The organism is Frankia sp. Cppng1_Ct_nod, from assembly GCF_920656135.1.
Taxonomy (GTDB): Bacteria; Actinomycetota; Actinomycetes; order Frankiales; family Frankiaceae; genus Protofrankia; species Protofrankia meridionalis.
Map to the genome: position 1 here is coordinate 101,995 of NZ_CAKKTK010000001.1, position 22,692 is coordinate 124,686.

Annotated in this window: 15 protein-coding genes; 8 read left to right on the top strand and 7 right to left on the bottom strand. The window is 68.5% G+C overall.

Translation table 11 applies throughout. From position 1 onward, the window contains the following. Positions 1–44: 44 nt before the first annotated feature. Complete coding sequence (locus NBW77_RS00495) at positions 45–1,637, bottom strand: glycosyltransferase family 39 protein (protein WP_250279116.1); 1,593 nt, start codon at positions 1,635–1,637, stop codon at positions 45–47. A 29-nt stretch (positions 1,638–1,666) separates the two neighbouring features. Beyond that, a complete protein-coding gene (locus NBW77_RS00500) occupies positions 1,667–3,163 on the bottom strand; it encodes an NAD(P)/FAD-dependent oxidoreductase (protein WP_250279117.1) in 1,497 nt (498 codons plus the stop codon). 212 nt (positions 3,164–3,375) lie between these two features. On the opposite strand from NBW77_RS00500, the gene NBW77_RS00505 reads away from it, so the two are divergent. Then, positions 3,376–4,812, top strand: a complete 1,437-nt coding sequence (locus NBW77_RS00505; protein ID WP_250279118.1) for a glycosyltransferase — start codon at positions 3,376–3,378, stop codon at positions 4,810–4,812. On the opposite strand, the gene NBW77_RS00510 is transcribed toward NBW77_RS00505, so the two are convergent. Continuing rightward, a complete protein-coding gene (locus NBW77_RS00510; protein ID WP_502799406.1) occupies positions 4,809–6,566 on the bottom strand; it encodes a glycosyltransferase family 39 protein in 1,758 nt (585 codons plus the stop codon). The two genes, NBW77_RS00505 and NBW77_RS00510, sit on opposite strands and share 4 nt — an antisense overlap. Positions 6,567–6,605: 39 nt before the next feature. Then, positions 6,606–8,786, bottom strand: a complete 2,181-nt coding sequence (locus tag NBW77_RS00515; RefSeq protein WP_250279120.1) for an AAA family ATPase — start codon at positions 8,784–8,786, stop codon at positions 6,606–6,608. 303 nt (positions 8,787–9,089) lie between these two features. Here NBW77_RS00515 and NBW77_RS00520 point away from each other — a divergent pair, with 303 nt between their 5' ends. The 5 genes from NBW77_RS00520 to NBW77_RS00540 all read left to right on the top strand — a co-directional run bounded on the left by NBW77_RS00520 (position 9,090) and on the right by NBW77_RS00540 (position 13,649). Next, the gene (locus tag NBW77_RS00520) at positions 9,090–9,914 is read left to right on the top strand and encodes an undecaprenyl-diphosphate phosphatase (protein WP_131746832.1); all 825 of its coding nucleotides are present in this window, start codon (positions 9,090–9,092) and stop codon (positions 9,912–9,914) included. A gap of 22 nt (positions 9,915–9,936) precedes the next feature. After that, positions 9,937–10,659 carry a histidine phosphatase family protein gene (locus NBW77_RS00525; RefSeq protein ID WP_250279121.1) on the top strand — a complete coding sequence of 241 codons (723 nt, stop codon included), beginning with the start codon at positions 9,937–9,939 and terminating at the stop codon, positions 10,657–10,659. Between the two features lie 114 nt (positions 10,660–10,773). Then, positions 10,774–11,553: an SCO1664 family protein gene (locus tag NBW77_RS00530; RefSeq protein WP_250279122.1), complete on the top strand. Its 780-nt coding sequence runs from the start codon at positions 10,774–10,776 to the stop codon at positions 11,551–11,553. 45 nt (positions 11,554–11,598) lie between these two features. Then, positions 11,599–12,855, top strand: coding sequence for a cysteine--1-D-myo-inosityl 2-amino-2-deoxy-alpha-D-glucopyranoside ligase (gene mshC / locus NBW77_RS00535; protein WP_250279123.1), 1,257 nt, complete (start codon positions 11,599–11,601; stop codon positions 12,853–12,855). Further along, on the top strand, positions 12,855–13,649 hold the full coding sequence (locus tag NBW77_RS00540) for a DivIVA domain-containing protein (RefSeq protein WP_131746834.1): 795 nt from the start codon (positions 12,855–12,857) through the stop codon (positions 13,647–13,649). The genes mshC and NBW77_RS00540 overlap by 1 nt, the downstream gene beginning before the upstream one ends. 25 nt (positions 13,650–13,674) lie before the next feature. On the opposite strand, the gene NBW77_RS00545 is transcribed toward NBW77_RS00540, so the two are convergent. After that, on the bottom strand, positions 13,675–14,517 hold the full coding sequence (locus NBW77_RS00545; RefSeq protein WP_131746835.1) for a PAC2 family protein: 843 nt from the start codon (positions 14,515–14,517) through the stop codon (positions 13,675–13,677). Between the two features lie 254 nt (positions 14,518–14,771). Here NBW77_RS00545 and metH point away from each other — a divergent pair, with 254 nt between their 5' ends. Beyond that, positions 14,772–18,290 (top strand): methionine synthase, encoded by a 3,519-nt coding sequence (gene metH, locus NBW77_RS00550; protein WP_131746836.1) that lies wholly within the window; start codon positions 14,772–14,774, stop codon positions 18,288–18,290. A gap of 22 nt (positions 18,291–18,312) precedes the next feature. After that, complete coding sequence (locus tag NBW77_RS00555) at positions 18,313–19,029, top strand: HAD family hydrolase (RefSeq protein WP_284346865.1); 717 nt, start codon at positions 18,313–18,315, stop codon at positions 19,027–19,029. 73 nt (positions 19,030–19,102) lie between these two features. On the opposite strand, the gene NBW77_RS00560 is transcribed toward NBW77_RS00555, so the two are convergent. Both NBW77_RS00560 and NBW77_RS00565 read right to left on the bottom strand, forming a co-directional pair. After that, positions 19,103–21,643, bottom strand: a complete 2,541-nt coding sequence (locus NBW77_RS00560) for an ABC transporter permease (RefSeq protein ID WP_131746837.1) — start codon at positions 21,641–21,643, stop codon at positions 19,103–19,105. A 3-nt stretch (positions 21,644–21,646) separates the two neighbouring features. Continuing rightward, complete coding sequence (locus tag NBW77_RS00565) at positions 21,647–22,633, bottom strand: ABC transporter ATP-binding protein (protein ID WP_131746838.1); 987 nt, start codon at positions 22,631–22,633, stop codon at positions 21,647–21,649. Positions 22,634–22,692: the final 59 nt, after the last annotated feature.

Below are 22,692 nucleotides of genomic sequence, written 5' to 3' on the forward strand. Positions count from 1 at the left end.
CGGGACGCCGCCGTACCAGCACCGGTCATGGTCCGGTTCCAGCCCTAGGGCTGGAACCGCAGCAGGGTGAAGTTCTCCCACACCCTGGCCGGCATGCCCTGCTTCATGACCTCATCAGCCCGCGGACGCGCGTCCACCAGTCGTCCACGCACCTGGGTGCACAAGGTCTCATACGTCCGGTAGGCACCTGACCCGGCCATGAAGACGGTGTGGCCCGGACCGGCTTCCGCGAGTGCCCGGTCAGCGAGAATCACGCCGTTGGCGTTGGAGTTGCGATTCTCGTAGTCCGTCCAGTCCACCCGGTCCGGCGGCGCGTAGGTCGGGACCACATAGGTGTGCATCCACGACGGCACCGTGCGCGCGAGCCCCGGCCCGAGCTGGTCCGGACAGACCAGCAGCACGTCACCCGGATGACCGAGGCGCTCCAGTACGGATGCCGTCTCACCCGCCTGCGTTCGGGTCCGTGACAGATCGCCGTAGCCACCGACGAGCCCGAGGACGGCGCACACCAGCACAACCCCGCGGAACAGGCGGGTGTCCGCGACGAGGGTCGCCCCGAGACCGATGACCAGCAGGAACGGGACGAAGGCCGTGGCCGTGTAACGGTCGGCCCAGGCGTTGCCCACCACCTTGCCCGCCGTGACGGCGACGAACAGCGTCACCGTTGCCAGGAAGAACAGCGTACGGCCCGGCTCCAGGCCCTTCAGGTCGATCATCACGTAGCGGCCGTCGACCGCCCGGCCGGCAATCCCGGCCGCGGCGAGTCCCGTGATGAGGAACAGCAGCAACCGTCCCTGGGTGGTCGGACCGCCCGCCCACTGCCCGTAGGCATGCGCGATCGCCGCGAACGAAGCCGGCTCACCCCACGGCGTACCGGTGTGCGCCAGTTGGTAGAAGAAGCCGCCGAGCCACGGTGCGAACACCAGCCCGCCGGCCGCAATACCGCCGAGCGCCGCGAGTGGACCCCTCGTGCCCCACCCCGGACGCGGTCGCAGCACGACGAGCAGCAACCAGCCGGCAACCGTGAGCAGCAGGTAGAAGCACCAGTAGTGGGTCAACGCCAGCATCCCGGCGCACAATGCCACCGCGATGACCGAACCGGTTGACCGCCGCCGCAGCGTGGCCTCGAGCGCCAGCCCCCCGGCCGCGGTTAGCAGCACCACCAGGCTGTACATCCGGGTCTCGGTCGCGAAGTACAACGCGAACGGCGACGTGAGATACAGCACCACCGCCACCCGGGCGCCACGTTCGCCGACCACCCGGCGCGCCAGCAGGTACAACGGCACGGCTGCGGCAAGGTTGATCAGCGCTGACAGTGCGCGCACCGCGAAAGTGCCCGCTCCGAACAGCGTGATCCAACCGTGCAACAACAGGTAGTAAAGCGGCGGTGAGCCGTCCTGGCGAAGCCCGTCGAACAGCGTTGTAGCGGGTCCGGTCAGCGGAAGCCGCGCAATCGCGACACTCTGCGCCTCGTCCAGCCACAACGCCTGACGTGCGGAAAAACGCACCACCACGGCCGCGGCAACCAGAACAAAAACGGTCGCCTTGAAGGCTTTAGTGGCCCGGTCCCCCCGGACCGGGATTTCTTCGGCCGAGCCGGGGATGTTCTCCACCGGCCGAACCGCGACGTCGGTCACGGTCAGTCCCCTCCCCTTCCCGTGACCCGCTAGAGCGACATTTTGCTCGTGTAACCGGGAGAGACTTCCTCGTGGTAGTCCTCCTCGACGTTGACACCCCAGACATCGTGGCTGGCACCGTCAATCATGTTCTGAACGGTCAACAGTGCGGTGTACATCGAATGGTCCTGGTTGTTGTACCGGTGCATGCCGTTGCGCCCGACCGGGTGCACGTTCGGCGCGACCTCGGCCAGCCATCCGCGCATGATGTCCACGTTCTTCTTGTAATGCGCGTCGTAGAACGGGTATGCCTTCGGCATCCGGACGACAAAACCGCGCTCCACCTGGTCGGCCGGAACCAGACCCAACTGGGCCAGTTCCTTGGACGCGAGTGCGATCAGGTCGTCATCCGGCATCGACCAGGTTTCGTCGCCCTCGAAGACGAAGTACTCCATACCGAGGCAGGTGCGTCCCTCCTTCACCAGGAACGGCGACCACGACGCAAAGTTCTGGATGCGCCCGACCTGCAGTTCGGGGGAGTGGACGTAAATCCAGTTGTCAGGGAACCCGGCCGACTCGGGCACCACCAGGGCGACGGTGAGGAAATCGCGGTAGCTCAGGGCGTTCGCCGCCGCCAGCACATGCGCCGGAGCCGGCGGGTCCATCACACGGATGAGGGAGGAGAACGACATCGACGACACGATCTGGTCGGCCTCGTACCGGTGCTCGGTACCGATATCGGTCCGGGAGGGCTCCGGGGCACCCGCACCGGGACCGTACCCGCCCGTGACCACGGTCGTCACACCGGTGGCCTGGCCATCCGCGTGGTGGATCCTGCGGACCTTCTCCTCGAAGACAATCTTTCCGCCGCGGTCGACGATCTTGTCCGCCGCGGTTTCCCACATCATTCCCGGCCCGAACTTCGGGTACTGGAATTCCTCGATGAGGGACGCTATGTCCTTTTGGTTCCGCTTCGGCATGACAGCGTTCATGATGGCGTTCATCAATGACAGGTTCTTGATACGCTGCGCGGCCCAGTCGGCCTCGATCGTGTTCGCGGGCACACCCCACACCTTCTCGGTGTAGGTCTTGAAGAAGATCCCGTAGAGACGCCAGCCGAAGCGTGACGCGACCCACCCCTCGAATTTCGTCTGGTCCTTCGGCGGCCGGACCCTCGCCCAGAAGTACGAAAGGATGCATCGCGCCGCCTCGACCACACCGAGTCCACGCAGGGCGTTGCCCGCACGCAGGGGGTAATCGAATAGTTTCCCGTTGTACATGATGCGGCTCGACCGCGGGCGCATCAGAAAGTCCTCGTCCGGCAGAATCTCGTGCCAGAGAGCCTCGACCTCGGGCACCTTGGTGAAGAAGCGGTGCCCACCGATGTCGAAGCGCCAGCCTTCACGCTGCGCAGTCCGACTGATACCCCCCACCACCGAGTCACCCTCAAGGACCGTCACGGGTACGTCCCGTTTCACCAGCTCCCAGCCAGCTGTAAGACCTGCCGGTCCGGCTCCGATAACGACGACCTCGGGCTTTTCGGCCACTGTGCCTGACCTCTCCTCAACTTCGCACGCGATGGTCATCCGCGCGACACACTAAGAAGCCGGTGGACAAAATCCGGCTTGGCTTCTCAGTCTGGCATGAGCCGGATGGAGGCCTGCCCGCACCCCCTGACGATTGCGACACCGCGATGCTCGCGAACGGGCACCATGGGCGCGCCGGAGGCCCACGCGGACCCTCTGGCATGGTGCACGTCATGGCTGTGTCCCTACCCGACCGGGCAGACAATTCCGCGGCCGCGGCCGGGCGGGCGTCACGAGATCACCCGAATCGGGGGACGGGTGGCCTGCTGCTGGCCGGCTGGTGCGCCGTGGCCGTGGGTATCGCCGCGGGCGACGGGCGGGGCCCCTGGCCACTGCCGTTCATCGTGATCGGCTGGGCCGCGGTACTGCTCGCGGTGGGCACCCAGGCCGGCCGGGGTGCCCTCGCCAACCGCATCCGGGCGCGCATGAGCCGCACGCCCACAACCGCCTGGACGGCACTGGCCGTGGTCGTCGCGGTCGGGGTGGCCCTACGACCCCGTTACTACGCGGCTGGGCCATGGGCGGACATCTCCGACCTGCTCGGCGTGACCGCCGGACTGCTGACCGCCGCCTCGGTCCTGCGCTGGCAGCATCCACCGGCCGGACCCCGATGGGCCGCAGCCCGCTGGCTGGTGTCGCCGGCATGTTTCTGGCCGATCGTCGGTCTTGCGACCGGCGCCGGGATCGCGATGGTGCTCGCCGCGCCGCAGCCGCGGATCGACGTCTTCCACCTGCTGCAGGTCTCAGGTCGGGGCCTTGTCGAGGGCTCCGACATGTACCGGCAGCAGTGGGCGCGAAGCCGCGCCGACTACCCGGTCCGCGGGTTGTTCGACGTCTACCCTTACCTGCCGGGAACGACGCTGGCGCTCGTCCCGTTCCGGCTCGGGCTCGGGGACGTCCGTTACGGCCTGCTGCTCGCGCTCGTGCTGGCCGCCATGACCGTTCGCCGGGCTGCCCGCGGTGCGCTCACGGAAGGGGTGGGCATCCCGGCGGCGCTGCCGCTGGTCATACTGGTTTTCCCCGGGTCCATGTACGCGCTCCAGCAGTCCTGGACCGAACCGCTGCTCATCGCATGCCTCGCTGGGATGGTGTGGGCGGTGGCTTCGGGCCGGACCCGATGGGCGATCGTCCTGTTCGCCGCCGCCCTTGCGAGCAAGCAGCACATGGCACTGCTGGTGCCGATCGCCGCGGCATGGCCTGCCTTCGGCCCGAGACGGGCGTTCGCGTCCGTGGGTATCGCGGTTGCGGTGGTCCTCCCCTGGGTGCTGGCCGGCCCGTCGGACTTCTGGCACGACGCGGTGATGACCAACCTTCGCTACCCCGTCCGGGGGGATTCCCTGTCCGTGCCCGGAGTGCTGGCCCACGCCGGCGTCACGACGGGGTTCGCGCCGATGGCGGTCGCCCTCGGGTTCGCCTACTGGCTCGCCTGGCGGGTACGCGTGGACGCGGCGGGATTCTGCGCGGGCGCGGCCGCGGTGCTGCTCACCCTCGACGTCATGAACAAACAGTCGTACTTCAACCACTACACGCTACCGATGGCGCTGCTGGTGATGACGCTCGCTCTCGGTTCCGGTTCCGGTTCCGAGCTCGGAACCGGAACCGGAGGCTAACGCAGCGTGGAGAAGCGCTCCAGCGACGCGCCCTCGAAGACCCTGCGGCGATCAACCTGGACGGTCCGGTCGCGCAGCACCGCAAGCTGGTCGGACACGACCGCGCAGGCCCCTTCCAGGGTCTTGTAACCGTCCGCCCGGACCAGGAAGACGGCATGGCCGGGTCCGGCCATCGTGTTCACCCGGGCTGCGAAGTCCGCGCCGCTCGCCCGCCGCATCCGCACCGCGTAGTCGAACCAGTCGACCAGCGCCGGACCGCTCGGGTCGGCGTAGACGACCTGTTGGACGTCGAGGTCGCCACGGCGTTCGATGGCCCGGTACACCGCCGGACCCAGCTGGTCCGGACAGTAGGCGACCACGTCGCCCGGGCGGGCCAGCGCGGAGATCCTGTTCGCGATCTCCGCGGCCTGGGTGCGTTCCTGGCGTGCCATGTTCCAGCCACCGGACAGCCCGGTCACACAGATGACCAGACCGACCGCGACACGTGCCCGTCCGGGAAGCAACCCAATGCCGAGCGCGGCGAGCAGCAGGAAGGCCGGCAACGAAATTCCGGTATAACGTTCCGTAAAGGCGCTACCACCAAAAGTGTTGATAAGGTAGGCGAGGACAAGCGGGACCAGCCACAACGCGGCCAGGTACCGTCCGGGCACCCGTCCACGGGGGACGAGGTGCAGTCCGTCGTCCTGCGGTCGACCGGTGAGCCCGATCAGGGCCACCGCGAGGAGAACCACCCCGAGCAGCGCGCCCGTCGACGTCGGCCCGGCCCAGTCGAACACCGTGTCCAGCAGTACCTGTGCCTGTACCCGCGCTGCCCACGGCGTCCCCGTGTGCAACATCTGGAAGAGGAAGGACGGCATCCACGGCGCGAACGCAAAGGCCGAGGCGGCCATCGCCGCCAGCGCCGAACCCGCCGAACGGCGGTAGCGAGAGCGCCGACGCGCCTGCACGGCCAGGAACACCGCAACCGTTCCGACCAGCAGGAACGTCCAGTAGTGGGTGTAGACCAGCGCCGAGGTGGCAACCGTGAGTACCACCAGCCGGCCACGCGAGGGCTGCTCAAGCGCCCGGACGAGCGCCAACCCGAACAGCAGCACCAGCAGGACGACGAGCGAGTACATCCGGGTCTCGCTGCCGTACCGGATCGCGTAGGGCGAGCACGCGAACAGCAGGAGCGCCGCCGTCCCCACCCGCCCGGGGGTGCTGGCGTCACCGCTGCCGGACGTCGCCGCGACGCGCCCGACGCGGCGGCCGGCGATCCAGGCGACCGGCAGCGTGGCCAGCGACAGCAGGCCCGACAGCGCCCGGACCGCCACGTCACCGGTTCCGAACAGCCGGATCCATCCGTGCAGCAGCAGGTAGTACAGGGGCGGCGAACCGTCGTGCCGCAGAGCGTCGAGCAGCCCACCGACCGGTCTGCGGGCGATGTCGACGGTCAGTGACTCGTCCAGCCACAGGTGACTCGGGGTGGCGAAACGCAGACAGGCACCGGTCACGATCGCCGCCACGGTGCCGGCGATCAGCAGCCGGCGGGTCCATGCTCCCCGCCGGGATGCTCCCGCGGGCAGCTCCGAGCGCATCCCGACGCCGTCAGGGTCGAAAGGGGGCCGGATCTGCGTCCCCGCGGGGTCGACCGGCACGACAGCGGCCACAGCCGTCCTCGTGGCCGCTGTCGTCCCGACGGACGCGGATGCGGGTAGGTCCGCCACCGGACTCCCAGAATGGTCGGCGCTCACCACCGAGACGGTACCCACCACCTCACTGCACCGACGGAGTCACTCCGTCCACGGCCCGTGTCAGCCGGTCGCCCCACCCTCGGCGTCGTCGATATCGGTGTCGTCGTCGATATCGATATCGGTGTCGGTGTCGTCGTCGGGTTCGGGCTGGATCTCCTGGGCGAGCAGGAACGGCAGAAGCGTGCAGCGCTGCCGACCACCGGCCTGGCGCACGGCGCCTCGCAGCGCCGGGCCGCCTACCGACACCACCGACAGATGCCGCTGAGCCCGGGTCAACGCGGTGTAGATCAGCGGGCGGGTCAGCATCCGTCCGGCCTCCGGTGGGAACACCGCCACCACCGCCGGCCACTCGCTGCCCTGAGCGCGGTGGACCGTGACCGCCCAGCCGTGCCGCAGGTCCGGAACGGCCCCGCCGGGGACCTCGACATCCCCGCCGGGGAAGGCCACGGTGAGCGCACCCCTGTCACCGATGGCGCGCACCACCCCGATCTCCCCGTTCGCGAACCCGTCATCGAGATGGTTCGCGGTAGCCACCACCCTGTCCCCGACGTCGAAGCCGCCGTGTGCCCCGTCTCCGGGGTTGAGCGCCTTCTTCAGCGCGGAGTTCAACGCGGCCGTCCCGGCGGGACCGCCGTGCACAGGTGTGACGACCTGCACATCCGCGACGGGTATGCCCAACACCCGGGGGATGGAGTCGGTGACGAGCTGGACGACGCGGTGCGCCGCCTCGCCCGCGCCACGGGCGGGAACCACCACCACCTCCCGGTCCGACCCGGACGGCGGTGGTGGCAGTTCACCGGCGCGCACCGCCATCGCGAGCGTCGCGATCCCGCCGCCCTCGGACTGCCGGTAGAGCCGCCGCAGCTCGGTGACGGGTGCCACCCCGGACGCGAGCAGGTCGGCGAGCACGCGGCCCGGACCGATGCTGGGCAGCTGCGCGGGATCCCCGACGAGCAGCAGATGGGTACCGTCCGCACAGGCATCCAGCAGGGCGGCGGCAAGCTGCGCGTCCAACATGGAGACCTCGTCGACCACGACCAGGTCCGCCTCGATCGGGTTGTCCGCGTCACGCGCGAAGCTCCCCGACGTTCCCTGCGCCTGCAGCAGCCGGTGCAACGTGCTGGCCGGCCACTCGCACAGTTCCTCCAGGCGCTTGGCCGCCCGTCCGGTCGGAGCGGCCAGGGCGATCTGCGCGCCGGCGGCACGAGCGAGGCGCACGACCGCGGCGACCGTCCGGCTCTTGCCCGTCCCCGGCCCGCCGGTGAGCATGCTCACCCCGACGTCGAGAGCGGTGCGGGCCGCGTGCAGCTGGGTCTCGTCGAGACCGGCCAGGACGGCGGCGATGTCGCCGTCCGCGCTGTCGCCGCCCGTGTCCTCGGCCGCGGCGGAAACGCCCTGCACGCTCTCGGTACCGGCCTGTCCTGTGCCATCGCCGGGCCCGGCGACACCATCAAGATCGTCGAACATGCCGGGGAAGTCGTCCTGATCCGCCGCGGACGCCGCCGGTGGCGCCGGGACGGCCGACCGCTTCGGCCGTACGGACCCCGGACGCAGCGGCTCGGCGATGGCCAGCAGCCGTGCGATCCCCTCGGCCAGGGTCTGCTCCGCCATCGCGTACCGGTCGAGGGCTGCCAGCTCGCCGTTGACGATGACCTGGCCTTCCTCCACCGCGGTCCGCAACGCCGCCACCGGATCGGCAACCCCGTCCCGGGCCGCGGCCCGCAGCAGTGTCTCCAGCGGCGCCGCGGTGTCCCCGAAACGGGACGCGGCCCGGCCGAGCAGGTACATCACCACCGCGGGACCGCGCCGGGCGTCATCGCGTCCGGCGCCCATCACCCGGGCGAGCCGATCGGCCTGGGCGAGTTCGGCCTCACCCGCGGCGAGCAGCGCCCACGGGTCGGCGCGCAGCGCGTCGGCGACTCCCGGCCCGAGCTCGTCCACCAGCCTGCGCACCAGGCGCGCCGGCAGGTCGGCCGCGACGAGCAGCTCCGCCGCGGTGTAGGCACCGGAGGCTGCGGCGAAGGAGTCGACCAGCCGCCGGGCCCGGACGGGGGAGACCCCCTGGATGGCTGCCAGGCGGGTCACCTCGACATCGGACGGCGTGCGGATCCCGGACTCCGGCAGGCGCGCGGCGGTCGTGCGGCCCAGTCCCGGCCACAGCCCGGCGGCACAGAACGCGCCGAACACGGCAGCCTGGTCGGCCAAGGGCGTCTCGTCGGTGATGGTGGTCTCGGCCGGCATGCCGGAAGCCTAGCCATCGCCGGCGCCTCGGCCGGCGGCGTCCGTGCGGCGACGAACAGCGGTACCACACAAGGCGACGAAAGATCACGTCTTGTGTCCGGTTAGGGTTGCGACGCAACGCATCAGTCTCCGGGGGAGTACGCGGCCGGTGAGTACACGACGCAACGCCCGCCACCGTGAGATCGCACCAGTCGGTACGGCTGGTGTTCCGATCACCCGAGCTGGTCTCGTTGTGTCCATGGCTGTGCTGACAGCCGCGTCCGGCGTTCATGATTCGGCGCCATGTCCAGAAGGGGGCTGTTGTTGAACGCCCTGGAAGCGGTCGTACTGGGCACTGTGCAGGGATTGACCGAATTCCTGCCGATCTCCAGCACGGCCCATCTTCGGATCGTCCCGGCGTTTCTCGACTGGGAGGATCCCGGCGCGGCGTTCACCGCGGTTACCCAGCTCGGAACCATGGCCGCGGTCCTGATCTACTTCCGCAGCGATCTGGGTCGGATCGCGGTGGCGTGGGCCAGGGGTCTTCGGGACCCGCAGGTGCGCCGCACGCTCGATTCCCGCCTCGGTTGGTATATCGGGCTGGGCACGATCCCGATCGGCCTTGCCGGCCTCGCCTTCCAGGACCAGATCGAGACGGGCGCCCGCAACCTATGGGTGATCGGATCGGCGATGATCACGCTTGGTCTCGCGCTGCTCTACGCCGAGAGGAAGGCCACCCGCAAGCGGACCGTCGGCGACATCGGGCCGAAGGACGCGGCCATCATCGGCTGCGCCCAGGCCTGTGCGCTCATCCCGGGGGTGTCCCGGTCGGGCTCGACGATGACCGCCGGGCTCCTGATCGGGCTCACCCGCGAGGCGGCCGCGCGGTACTCCTTTTTGCTGTCGATCCCGGCCGTCGTGCTGTCCGGTCTCCTGGAGCTCGGCAAGATCGGCGACGGCGGCGGTGTGGGAGCGGCTCCGACCTTTCTCGCCACCGTCCTCGCGTTCATCGTCGGATATGCCTCCATCGCAGGCCTCCTGAAGTTCCTCGCCCACCACAGCACCATGGTGTTCGTCGCATACCGGGTGGCGCTCGGTAGCCTGGTGCTGCTGCTCGTGGCCTCCGGTGTCATCGCGGCCACGCCGTGACGCCCGGCCAGTTGGAAGTCCGGTGACCACCGTCCTGCTCGTCCGCCATGGACTCACCGCGGTGACAGGTTCCGTCCTGCTCGGATGGACCCCGGGTGTCGGTCTCGACGACCGCGGTCGGCAACAGGCCCAGGCCCTGGCCCAGCGTCTCGCCTCGGTACCGCTCACCGCGATCGTCTCCAGCCCGTTGCAACGCTGCCAGGAGACAGCCCTGGCGATCGCGGAGCACCAGGGCGAACCCAAATCCGAATCCGAACCGTGGGACGACGGTCCCGTGGTCATCGACGACCGTCTCGGGGAGTGCCGTTACGGCGACTGGACCGGTCAGGAAATGAAGACGCTGGCCAAGGACCCGCTGTGGCGGACCGTCCAGGAACAGCCGAGCGCGGTGGTCTTCCCCGGCCCGGACGGGGAGGCTCTGCGCGACACCCAGTATCGCGCGGTCGCGGCGGTACGCGACTGGAACACCCGGCTGGGTCCGGACGCGGTCTGGCTCGCCTGCTCCCACGGCGACGTCATCAAGTCCATCGTCGCGGATGCCATGGGTATGCACCTCGATCTGTTCCAGCGGATATCCGTCGACCCATGTTCACTCACGGTAATCCAGTACACGGAACGCCGACCCTTCGTGATCCGGGTGAACGACCGGGGTGGGATCGTCGCCGACCTGCTGCCAGCCCCACGGGCCTCTGGCGACGCAGCTGACGGTGACGCCGTCGTCGGCGGCGGCGCCGGAACAACCTGATGACCAAAGAGCGTACGATCATGGTTTTTCGCGCACACCCACAGGCCCCGGGAAAACCGGATCCTTATCCGGTGGGCGGCGTGGCCGTGGACGCGAGCAGCGAGACTTGACGACGTGAGCGAGCCCGTTTCCAGCGCTGTGCCCGACGGACGCCCGGCACTCGAACCGACCGATGCCGGGGGACTCGACTCCGCCGGCGCTCTCACCCTGCTCCGCGACGGTGAGATCGCTGTTACCGGGCGTCTGGTCGACGCCAGCAACGCGACCCTGTACTGCGAGATCAGCCTGGACGGCGTCACCGGGCGGTGCGTCTACAAGCCGGTCCGCGGCGAGCGTGGGCTGTGGGACTTCCCCGACGGTACGCTCGCCGGCCGTGAACGCGCGGCCTACCTGGTCTCGCAAGAGGCCGGGACGGGAATCGTGCCACCGACGGTGCTGCGCGACGGCCCGTTCGGCACCGGCATGGTCCAGCTGTGGATCGACGTCGACGAGACCGTCGACCTGGTGACCCTGACCAGATCCGACGACCGTCAGCTCCGGGCGATCGCCCTGTTCGACGTGGTGGTCAACAATGCCGACCGCAAGGGAGGCCACCTGTTGCCGGGCCCGTCCGGCCGGATCTACGGTATTGACCACGGGGTGACCTTCCACGTCGAGAACAAGCTGCGGACACTGCTGTGGACGTGGCGGGGGCAGCGTCTGCATACCCGCGAGGTGGAACTGCTGACCTGTCTTCGGGACGCGCTCGATGGCCGGCTTGCGGGGGCGCTCGCGGGCCTTCTCACCAATGCGGAGATCCGAAGCCTGCGGGCTCGCATCGACCGGCTATTGACCGAACGTCGCTTCCCGGTACCGTCCGGCGACCGGCCGGCAATCCCCTGGCCCCCCTTCTAATGCCAAATGCGTCTGTCCGACACGGAGCCGGCTACGCTGACACGCATGCAATCCTGGCCGGCACCCACCCGCTCCCGGCTCCCGGGCCGGGGAATGCCCCTTCGGGTTTACGACACGGCCACCCGTTCGGTGCGGCCGCTCGCGGCCGGGCGGACCGCCCGGATGTACGTCTGCGGGATCACCCCGTACGATGCCACGCATCTTGGGCACGCATTCACCTATGTCACCTACGACCTGCTGCACCGGGTCCTGCTGGACGCCGGGCATGACGTCATCTATGCGCAGAACGTCACCGATGTCGACGATCCGCTGTTCGAACGCGCGAGACGCGACGGATCGGACTGGCGGGAGATCGCCCGCAGTCAGACCGACCTGTTCCGGGCCGACATGACCGCGTTGCGCGTCCTTCCGCCCACCGTGTACGTGGGGGCGGTCGAGTCGATTCCACTGGTGATCGAACTGATCGGGAAACTGCACGCCCACGGTGCCACCTACCAGGTGGACAGTGACATCTATTTCCCGGTCGAAACGGCCCCACATTTCGGCGCGGTTTCCCATCTGGGTCGCGAGGCAATGGTCGCCCGCGCGGCGGACAGCGGTGGCGACCCGGACCGTCCCGGTAAGAAGGATCCGCTCGACCCCCTGCTGTGGCGCGCGGAACGTCCTGGAGAGCCGGCGTGGCCATCCCCGTTCGGTCCGGGCCGGCCCGGCTGGCACATTGAATGCGCAGCCATCGCCCTGACCCACCTGGGTGCAACCATCGACGTTCAGGGCGGCGGTACCGACCTCACGTTTCCGCACCACGAGTGCGGTGTGGCGCACGCCGAGGTCGCAAGTGGGGTATGGCCGTTCGCGCGTACCTATGTGCATACCGCGATGGTGTCCCTCGACGGTCACAAGATGTCGAAATCCAGAGGAAACCTGGAGTTCGTATCCCGCCTGCGGCGCCACGGCGTCCCACCGGCGGCGATCCGCCTTGCGCTGCTCGACCACCAGCACACCGTCGGGTGGGAATGGACGCCGGCCGCCGTCGAATCCGCCCGCGGGCGGCTGGCCCGGTGGCAGCTGGCCACCAGCAGGGAGCACGGTCCGGATGCCCGACCACTACTCGACGACGTCCGCCGGCACCTGGCCGACGATCTCGACGCGCCCGCTGCCGTCGCCGCCGTCGACCGCTGGACGACCGCCGCGTTGACCACCGGGGGGCATGACCCGGATGCTCCCGGGTTGGTACGTACCATCAGCGACTCGCTGCTGGGGGTAGACCTTGATCCTGTCGTTGCTGGAGGAAGCTCGGTTTGATGGGTGCCAACTACCCCGGCGTAGACGCCGGAACTGACGCCGAACGCCCGACCTTCGACGAAGTGGCCCGGGGTTATGACCCGCGCCAGGTCGAGGAGTACCTGGCCACCTTGTGGCGGTACGCCAGTCAGGTGACGGCACGGGCGGCTGCGGCAGAGGCGGCGCTGGAAGGCGAACGCCGCCGCCACGACGCCGAGTCCCGCCTGCCCGAACCGCTCTCCGCGCAGGCAGGCGGACGGATCGGGATCATGCTTGCGGTCGCGCAGCAGGAGGCCGACGAGATCGTCGCGGGTGCCCGCGGCATCGCGGAGCGTGCACTGAAGGAGGCCATCGAGGACGCCGCCGCCAACCACCCGATCGTGCGGGAGGCCCGCGAACAGGCGGACAAGCTCGTCCTCGACGCGGTCGAGGAGTCACGGCACCGCGCCCAGCTACAGCAGGACAATCTTGAAAAGCGGATCGCGCAGGCGTCCGGAAACCTGGAAACGCTACGCCACCAGCAGGGTGAGGTCCTTGGGGCACTGTTGCGACTGCGTAGCCTGATGAACGCGGATGAGATCGACCGGGCCGTGACAGACCTTGCCCGCGCCGGGACCGGGACCGGCGGCAGGGACGCGGAGCAGCCCGAGATGTTCCGGCCGCGAACCTCCACGCACGAACAGACGGAAACTAAAACAAAACAGAACGTCACTAGTGGGGGTTTCTTCTCCCGGCCACCGGCCTCGGCCGGCACATCGGTGCCTCGCTACCCCAAGGACGACGACATCATCGATGCCGAGATCGTCGAAGAATAGTCCTACGACATCGGTCCGCGAAGGGCTACTTGCCTCGGCGGCGAAGATAGCGCTCGAACTCGCGGGCGATCGCGTCTCCGCTGGCCTCCGGCAGCTCCGTCTCGGGTTCCCGTGACTCGAGTGCCCGAACGTACTCGGCGACCTCGGTGTCACCCGCGGCGAGCTCGTCGACCTGGCGCTCCCATGCGCGGGCCCGCTCAGCCAGGTCCCCCAGGGGAATCTCCATGTCCAGCAGGTCCTCGACCCGCCGCAGCAGCGCCAACGTCGCCTTCGGGCACGGAGGGTTCGCCACATAGTGGGGGACCGCGGCCCAGAACGACACGGACGCGAGCCCGGCGCGGGCACACGCCTCGGCGAACACGCCGACGATGCCCGTGGGACCTTCGTACTTCGACGGTTCCAGACGAAGACGGGCCGCGGTGGCGGCGTCCCCGGCGGTCCCGCTGATCGGCACCGGGCGGGTGTGCGGAGAGTCCGCGAGCAACGCACCAAGGCTGACCACCATGTCGCTGCCGAGCGCGTGCACCGCTTCGATCAGCTCGTCGGTGAAGCCACGCCAGCGCATGTTCGGCTCAAGACCACGGATCAGGACAAGGTCGTTGTCGCCGTGCGCGGGACGCGCGACCGACAGCCGGGTGGTCGGCCAGGCGATCTTACGAGAGGCACCGTCGGTTCCGCTCACCGTCGGACGGTTGACCTGGAAGTCGTAGTAGTCGTCCGGATCGATCGCACCGATGACTTTCGCGTCGAACGCCGACTCCAGGTGTTCGACCGCCGCGGACGACGCGTCCGCGGCATCGTTCCAGCCTTCGAAGGCAGCCACTACGATCGGCGATCGTAGCTGGCCGACACCGGAGAACTCGATCACCTGCCACCTCCTGCCGCCCCGCGGCGGCTCACTGCCCCCGTGACAGTGCAACGGTACGTCCTACGCTGATGCGTGCCGGTGGATCCTCGTCGCCCGCGCTCGGAGAAGCACGGTGAGACCGGCCCGGCCTGACCCAGTCTGCCGGGTGTCGCACGGAAATTCCGGCGGACATTCAATCCGTAATACCGACAGAACCGGCCACGATCACCAACTGGTATCACAGTTGACTGTGACGCTACCGGTACGCTTCCCCCGTGCGAGAAGATCTGCTGGCCGTGCTGGCCGAGCGCGTCCTGGTGGCCGACGGCGCGATGGGAACCATGCTGCAGGCCGCTGAGCTGACCCTCGACGACTTCGAGGGTCACGAAGGCTGCAACGAGATTCTGAACGCGACCCGTCCAGACGTGGTGCGGGGTGTACACGACGCCTACTTCGCTGTCGGATGTGACGCAGTCGAGACGAACACGTTCGGGACCAACCTCGCCAATCTCGGAGAGTACGGCATCGCCGACCGTATCGGGGAACTGGCCGAGGCGGGTGCCCGGATAGCCCGTGAGGCTGCCGACTTCTGGAGCACTTCTGATCAACCCCGTTTCGTCCTCGGCTCGGTGGGTCCTGGCACGAAGCTGCCGACCCTCGGCCATATCACCTACCCGCCGTTGCGGGACGCCTACCAACTCCAGGTCGCCGGGCTGCTCGCCGGCGGCGTCGACGCCGTCCTCATCGAGACGGCGCAGGACCTTCTGCAGGCCAAGGCCGCGATCATCGGAGCGCGCCGGGCGATGGCCGCCGCCGGACGCCGGGTTGCCCTCATCGCGCAGGTCACCGTGGAACTGACCGGGACGATGCTGCTCGGCACGGAGATCGCCGCCGCGCTCACGGCGCTGGAACCGCTCGGGATCGACCTGATCGGCCTGAACTGCGCGACCGGGCCCACCGAGATGAGCGAGCACCTGCGTTACCTGTCCCGGCATGCCCACGTCGGACTGTCCGTCATGCCGAACGCCGGCCTGCCCGTGCTCGACCGGGACGGCGCCACCTACCCGCTGACCCCGGCGGAACTCGCGGACGCGCAGGACGCCTTCACCCGCGACTACGGCGCGATGCTGGTCGGCGGTTGCTGCGGAACCACCCCCGAGCACCTGCGCCAGGTCGTCGAGCGGGTCGGAGGGCGCGCTGTCACGGCACGGCGGCCGGACGCAGAGCCGGCCGCCGCGTCGCTGTACCAGTCCGTACCGTTCCGGCAGGACAACTCGGTGCTGATGGTGGGGGAGCGCACCAACACCAACGGGTCGAAGGCGTTTCGCGAGGCACTGATCGACAGCCGTTGGGACGATGTTGTCGAGATCGCCCGCACCGCCACCCGCGAAGGTGCGCACATGATCGACGTATGCGTGGACTACGTCGGCCGGGACGGCACCGTGGACATGCGTGAGGTCACCGGCCGTTATGCGACCGCGTCCACACTGCCGGTGATGCTCGACTCCACCGAACCCCCGGTCATCGAGGCGGGTCTGGAATGCCTCGGTGGACGCTCGGTGGTGAACTCGGTCAACTTCGAGGACGGGGACGGCCCCGGGTCCCGCATCGCGACGGTCATGCCGATCATCCGTGAGCATGGCGCGGCCGTCGTCGCGCTGTGCATCGACGAGGAGGGCCAGGCCCGCACCGTCGAGTGGAAGGTGCGGGTCGCGGAACGGCTGATCACCTACCTGACCGGGCAGTGGGGGATGCGCGAGTCCGACATCCTCATCGACGCCCTGACCTTCACCCTCGGCACCGGGCAGGAGGAGTCCCGCGGCGACGGGGCCGCCACCATCGAGGCGATCCGTGAGATCAAACGCCGGCACCCCGACGTCTCGACCGTCCTCGGACTGTCCAACATCTCCTTCGGCCTGAAGCCGGCCGCCCGGGTGGTGCTCAACTCGGTGTTCCTGGCCGAATGCGTCCAGGCGGGCCTGGACGCGGCCATCGTGCATGCCTCCAAGATCCTGCCGATGTCGCGCATTCCGGACGAGCAGCGTGAGGTCGCCCTCGACCTCGTTCACGACCGCCGCCGGGACGGCTACGATCCGCTGACCCGGTTCCTGGATCTGTTCGAGGGAGTGGAGGGCGGTAGCGACGGGCCGACCCGGGCGCAGGAACTGGCCGCGCTGCCCCTCGACGAGCGACTCAGGCGTCGGATCATCGACGGCGAGCGGACCGGTCTGGAGGCCGACCTCGACGAGGCGATGCGGTCCCGCGACCCGCTGGCGATCATCAACGACACCCTCCTCGACGGCATGAAGACCGTCGGTGACCTGTTCGGCTCCGGGCAGATGCAGCTGCCGTTCGTCCTGCAGTCAGCCGAGGTCATGAAGGCCGCGGTCGCCTACCTCGAGCCGCACATGGAGAAGTCCGACACCCGTGGCAAGGGCACGCTGGTGCTGGCCACGGTCAAGGGCGACGTCCACGACATCGGCAAGAACCTTGTCGACATCATCCTGTCGAACAACGGCTACACCGTCGTCAACCTCGGGATCAAGCAGCCGATCACCACGATCCTGGACGCCGCGGCCGAGCACGACGCCGACGCGATCGGCATGTCCGGGCTGTTGGTCAAGTCGACCGTGATCATGAAGGAGAACCTCGCGGAGATGAACACCCGCGGGGTGGCCGCCACCTGGCCGGTGCTGCTCGGCGGTGCAGCGCTCACCCGGGCCTACGTCGAACGGGACCTCGCGGAGCTGTATGAGGGTGACGTGCGCTACGCGCGCGACGCATTCGAAGGGCTCTCGCTCATGGACGCGGTCATGGCGGCCAAGCGGGGTGAGGCGCCGCCGCTCGCGGACGACCCGGGCGCCGCGCAGCGCCGCGCCCGCCGTGCGCGCACCGACCGGATAGTCGCCGCCCGGGCCGAGGCTCGGGCCGACGAGCCCGCGCGGGAGCTGCCGCCGCGTTCGGACGTGGCCGCTGACAACCCCGTGCCGGTCCCGCCGTTCTGGGGGGACCGGATCGTCAAGGGCATCCCGCTCGCCGACTACGCCGCCTTCCTGGACGAACGTGCGACGTTTCTCGGCCAGTGGGGGCTGCGCGGCGCCCGCGGCGGTGAGGGGCCGTCGTATGAGGAGCTGGTGGAGACCGAGGGCCGTCCCCGGCTGCGTATGTGGCTGGACCGCATCGCCTCCGAACGGATGCTGGAGGCCGCCGTCGTCTACGGCTACTTCCCCTGCGTCAGCAAGGGCGAGGACCTGATCGTCCTGTCCGGCAGCGGAGCGGAGCGGGTCCGCTTCACCTTCCCCCGTCAGCGCCGCGACCGCCGGCTGTGCCTGGCCGACTTCTATCGTTCGGAGGAGTCCGGTGAGGTCGACGTCGCCCCCTTCATGATCGTGACGATGGGCCGGCGGATCAGCGAGGTCACGGCCGAACTGTTCGCCGCCAACTCCTACCGGGAGTACCTGGAACTGCACGGGCTGTCGGTCCAGCTCACTGAGGCGCTCACCGAGTACTGGCACAAGCGCATCCGCTCCGAGCTGGTGCTGCCCGATGGCACGGCTGCCGCCGCCACCGACGCGGGCGAGCTCGACGAGGTCTTCGGCCAGGGCTACCGGGGGTCGCGCTACTCCTTCGGCTACCCGGCCTGCCCCGACCTGGAGCAGCAGGTCCAGGTGTTCGAACTGCTGCGTCCCGAGCGGGTCGGGGTGGAGCTGTCCGAGGAGTTCCAGCTCGTCCCGGAACAGTCCACCTCGGAGATAATTGCGCATCATCCCGAGGCAAAGTACTTCGCGACCTGATGCGACCTGATATTCAGGTCCGGTGAGCCTTGATGACGGTGTCGCGGCGGTCCTGTTCGACATGGACGGGCTGCTGGTCGACACGGAACCGCTGTGGACCGTGGCCGAGCACGAGCTGGCGGCAAGTCTCGGCTCCCGGTTCACCCCTGACATCAAGGCCGCGATGATCGGCCATGGCATCGACACGGCCCTGCCGCTCATGCTGTCGATGCTCGGGGTACCCGACGCCGACCCGCACGCCGCCGGTTGGTTCCTGCTCACACGGACAGCCGAGCTGTTCGGTGAACCCGAACGGATCGTCCCGATGCCGGGAGCCGTCGCACTGCTGGACGCGGTGGCCGCCGCCGGGATCCCGACCGCCCTGGTGTCGTCGTCGTTCCGCATGCTGATGGATCCCGTCCTGGTCGCGATCGGCCGTGACCGGTTCACGGTGACGGTGGCCGGGGACGAGGTCTCACTGCGCAAGCCCCACCCGGAGCCGTACCTCACCGCCGCGAAGCTGCTCGGGGTCGACCCAGCCCGGTGCGTCGTGCTTGAGGACAGCGAGGCGGGAGCGCGGGCGGGTCTCGATGCGGGCTGTGCGACGATCCTCATCCCGTCGTTCCCTGCCGCCATGGTCTCCTCGGCCGCTACGCGGGCGAGGGTGCTGTCGAGCCTGCACGAGGTGACCCTCAGCCTGCTGGACGAACTGGTTACCCAGCCCCGGGACGCCGTCGCGCCCCGGGACACGGTCGGATAGGGACACGGTCCCTATCCGGGACATGGTCGGATAGGGACATGGCCAGCTGATGACTGGTCAGCCCGAGTCGGGTTCAGGTCGTCGCGATCGCCCGCAGGATATCCATCCTCGCCGCCCGCCGGGCCGGGAAGATCGCGGCCAGGACGCCGAGAAGGGCACCTACGATCACAACGACGATGACCGTCCCGACCGGATAGGCGAACGAGTTGATGCCCTGTTCCTTGAGAGCAAGCGTCAACGCCCATCCGAAGAAGCTGCCGACGACGACTCCGAGAACCGCTCCGAACACCGCGATCACGACCGCCTCAAGCCGGACCATCCGACGTAGCTGACGCCTGCTCATGCCGACGGCGCGCAGCAGACCGATCTCCCGCGTCCGTTCGATCACGGAGAGAGCCAACGTGTTGACGATCCCGAACAGCGCGATGACGACGGCCAGCGCCAGCAACACATAGACGAAGCCCAGTAGCTGGTCGACCTGCTTCTCCTGCTGGCGGACGAACTGGGACTGGTCGCGCACCTGCACGTTCGGATACGCCTGGGCGACAGAATCGATCTCCTTCCGGACCTGGGAAAGATCCGCATTCGGAGCGGTCCTGACCATGACGAACATGTCGAGGCCGGAGTTGTAATGCCGGCTGAATTCGCTCAGGGAGACGAGGTACTTGCCGGCTACCTGGCTTTTCTTGTATGTCCCGGCGAGGGTGAGTGTGGTCGGGCCGTCCGGGAAGACCACTGGAACCTGTTGACCGACGACAAGCCCCTCAGCCGTCACCGTGTCGCTGTCCATGATGATTGTTCCGTTGCCGAGCTTGCCGAGATCCCCGTTCATCTGTTGCAGGGCGAGCAGCTGTGGCAGGGCAACCGGGTCACCTGCCAGCAGGGTTCCCTTCTTCCCCTTGACCTCGGCGATGTCCGACCGCAGGCCCGTGACCAGGTCGATACCCGGCTTGCCCTGCAGGGACCGGGCTATTTCGGGGCTGAACCCCTGACCGAAGCCGGACCCGGACAGGTAGAAGTCCGCACCGAGACTGTTCCTGACGGTCTCCTTGACCGATTGCTTGATCGACGCACCGAGCACCGAGAACGCGCTGACCAGCGCAAGGCCGATCATCAGCGCGGACGCTGTCGAGGCGCTTCGGCGCGGGTTACGCATCGCGTTCTCTCGTCCGAGGCGGCCGGTGGCGCCGAACAGAATCGGAAGCGGACTGCCGATGAACCTGGTGACAGGCCTCGCGAGCAGCGGGGAGAGGGTGGCGATACCGAGGAAGCACAGCCCGGCGCCGATGCCGACCACCGCCGCCCCGGACTTCCCGGTGACGGTGGTCAGCCCGTATACGAGGAGAAGCGCGCCGATGACGGTCAGAGCGCCACCGGCGATCCCGCGGGTACGCAGGGAACGCGTGGGCAGGACGAAGGTTTCGCGCATCGCCGCCACCGGTGGGACCGACGCGGCCTTGCGCGCCGGGATGAAGGCGGCGACCGCTGTGATGACGACCCCGACAGCGTAGGCGACGATGATCGTTCGGGGTTGGAAAACCAACCCCCCGCCGGGTAGCGACACCCCGATCGCCGTGACCACCACTCGCAGCAGGAGGGCCAGCGCCGCGCCGAGCACCAGCCCGACCGTCGCGCCGACGAACCCGACGATGCACGCTTCAAGCTGGACCGAAAGCTGCACCTGACGTCGGCTGGCGCCCAGCGCCCGCAACAGTGCAAGCTCTCGGACCCGCTGGGCCACCAGCATCGTGAAGGTGTTGAAGATGATGAAGGCACCCACGAAGACCGAGATCCCCGCGAAGACCAGCAGGAACGTGGAGAAGCCGCCGATGGCCTTCTGTACCGCGTTCGCGTTCTCGTCGGCCAGCTGTTTTCCTGTGATCGCCTCGACGCCCGCGGGCAGCACCCCCGCGACCCGGTCGCGAAGCTCGGTCTGGGATAGTCCGTCGGCGGCGGCGATTTTGATCGAGGTGAACTGGCCCGGGGCGAGCAGGACCCGCTGCGCGGTGGCGGTGTCGAAAGCGATCACCGTGACACCCCCGACACTGTCCTGCCCGGCCAGTCGAAACGTCCCGACCAGGGTGTAGACGGCGGGTGCGCCCTTGGTCAGCACCGTCACCCGGTCGCCGATCAGCAGGTTCGCCTTGTCTGCGCTGCCCTTGTCGACGACGATTTCCGAGCCCTGCGGCGCCCGGCCGGTGGCGATCCCAACCGCGGACACCGGAGTACCACCGTCCCAGCTGGTGCCGATTCCTGGCGCGCCACCGGTGTCAAGAACCTTGCCGGTACGGGGGTTGACGAAAACAGCCGTTCCGTCGACCTTGCCGACAGCCGCCCGGACGCCGGGTACGCCCTTGACCGAGTCCAGCAGGGACGCGGGAACAGGCCGGCCGGGGCTGTTCCCGCCGGAGCCGTCGTCGACGGCGTTGATAGCACGAACCGATACGCTGACATTCTTGGTGATGTTGGCAAACAGTGTGTCGAACGTCCGGTTGAGGGTGTCGGTGAGAACGAGCGTGCCGGTGACGAAGCTGACTCCGACCACGACCGCCAGCGCGGACAGCAGCAACCGGATCTTCCGTGCGAACAGGTTTCGCAGGGTGGTGTGCAGCATCTGTCACGCCCGGCCGGAAGGTCCGTAGTCGGCGGATCCGTACCCACGTTGATCGTGGTCGGACCGGTAGTCCCCATCCTCGTGATCATAATTCGGGTTGTCGTCCCGACTCGGTCGTGGGTCGAACCCGTCCGACAACTCGTCCTCGTCCTCTTCTGTCGCCTGCTGAAGTTGGTCGAGATATTTCATCCGGTCCAGCACCCTCTCGGCCGTCGGGTTCGGCATCGAGTCGACGAGCCTGCCGTCGGCGAGGAAGACGACCTCGTCGGAGAAGGACGCCGCGGTCGGATCGTGGGTGACCATCACAACGGTCTGGTCGAGTTCCCGAACCGACCGGGCCAGGAACGACAGCACTTCGGTTCCGGATTTGGAATCGAGGTTGCCGGTCGGTTCGTCCGCAAAAACGATGTCCGGCCGGGTGACCAGCGCCCGGGCGCATGCCACCCGCTGCTGCTGACCACCGGACAGTTCGGTCGGGCGGTGCCTGAGCCGTGACGAGAGCCCGACGGCTTCGATCACCGCGCGCATCCAGTCGTGGTCCGGCTTGCGTCCGGCGATGTCCAGGGGAAGCGTGATGTTCTCGGCGGCGGTCAACGTGGGCAGCAGGTTGAACTGCTGGAACACGAAGCCGATGCGGTCACGACGCAACTGGGTGAGCTGCCTGTCCGACAACCGGGACAGATCCACGTCACCGATAAAGACCCGACCATGGGTTACCGTGTCCAGACCGGCCAGGCAGTGCATCAACGTCGACTTTCCCGATCCCGAAGGGCCCATGATCGCGGTAAAGCGCCCGCGGGGAAACGAGACATCGATGTCGTGCAACGCGGTGACCGCCGTCTGCCCCGATCCGTAGACCTTGGTCAACCGTTCGGCCCGCGCTGCGGGAACCTTGGTTGACGCCCGGCCGTCCGGACCGTAGGGCGAATCCACGGATGCGACCGGCCGGACGTGGGGATCGACGCCGGAGGCCCGGCCCGCTCGGCTCATGGAAGAAGCTCCTCTCGGGAGGACATGTTCGCATCGTCTGTCCGGTCGGTTCACGAAGT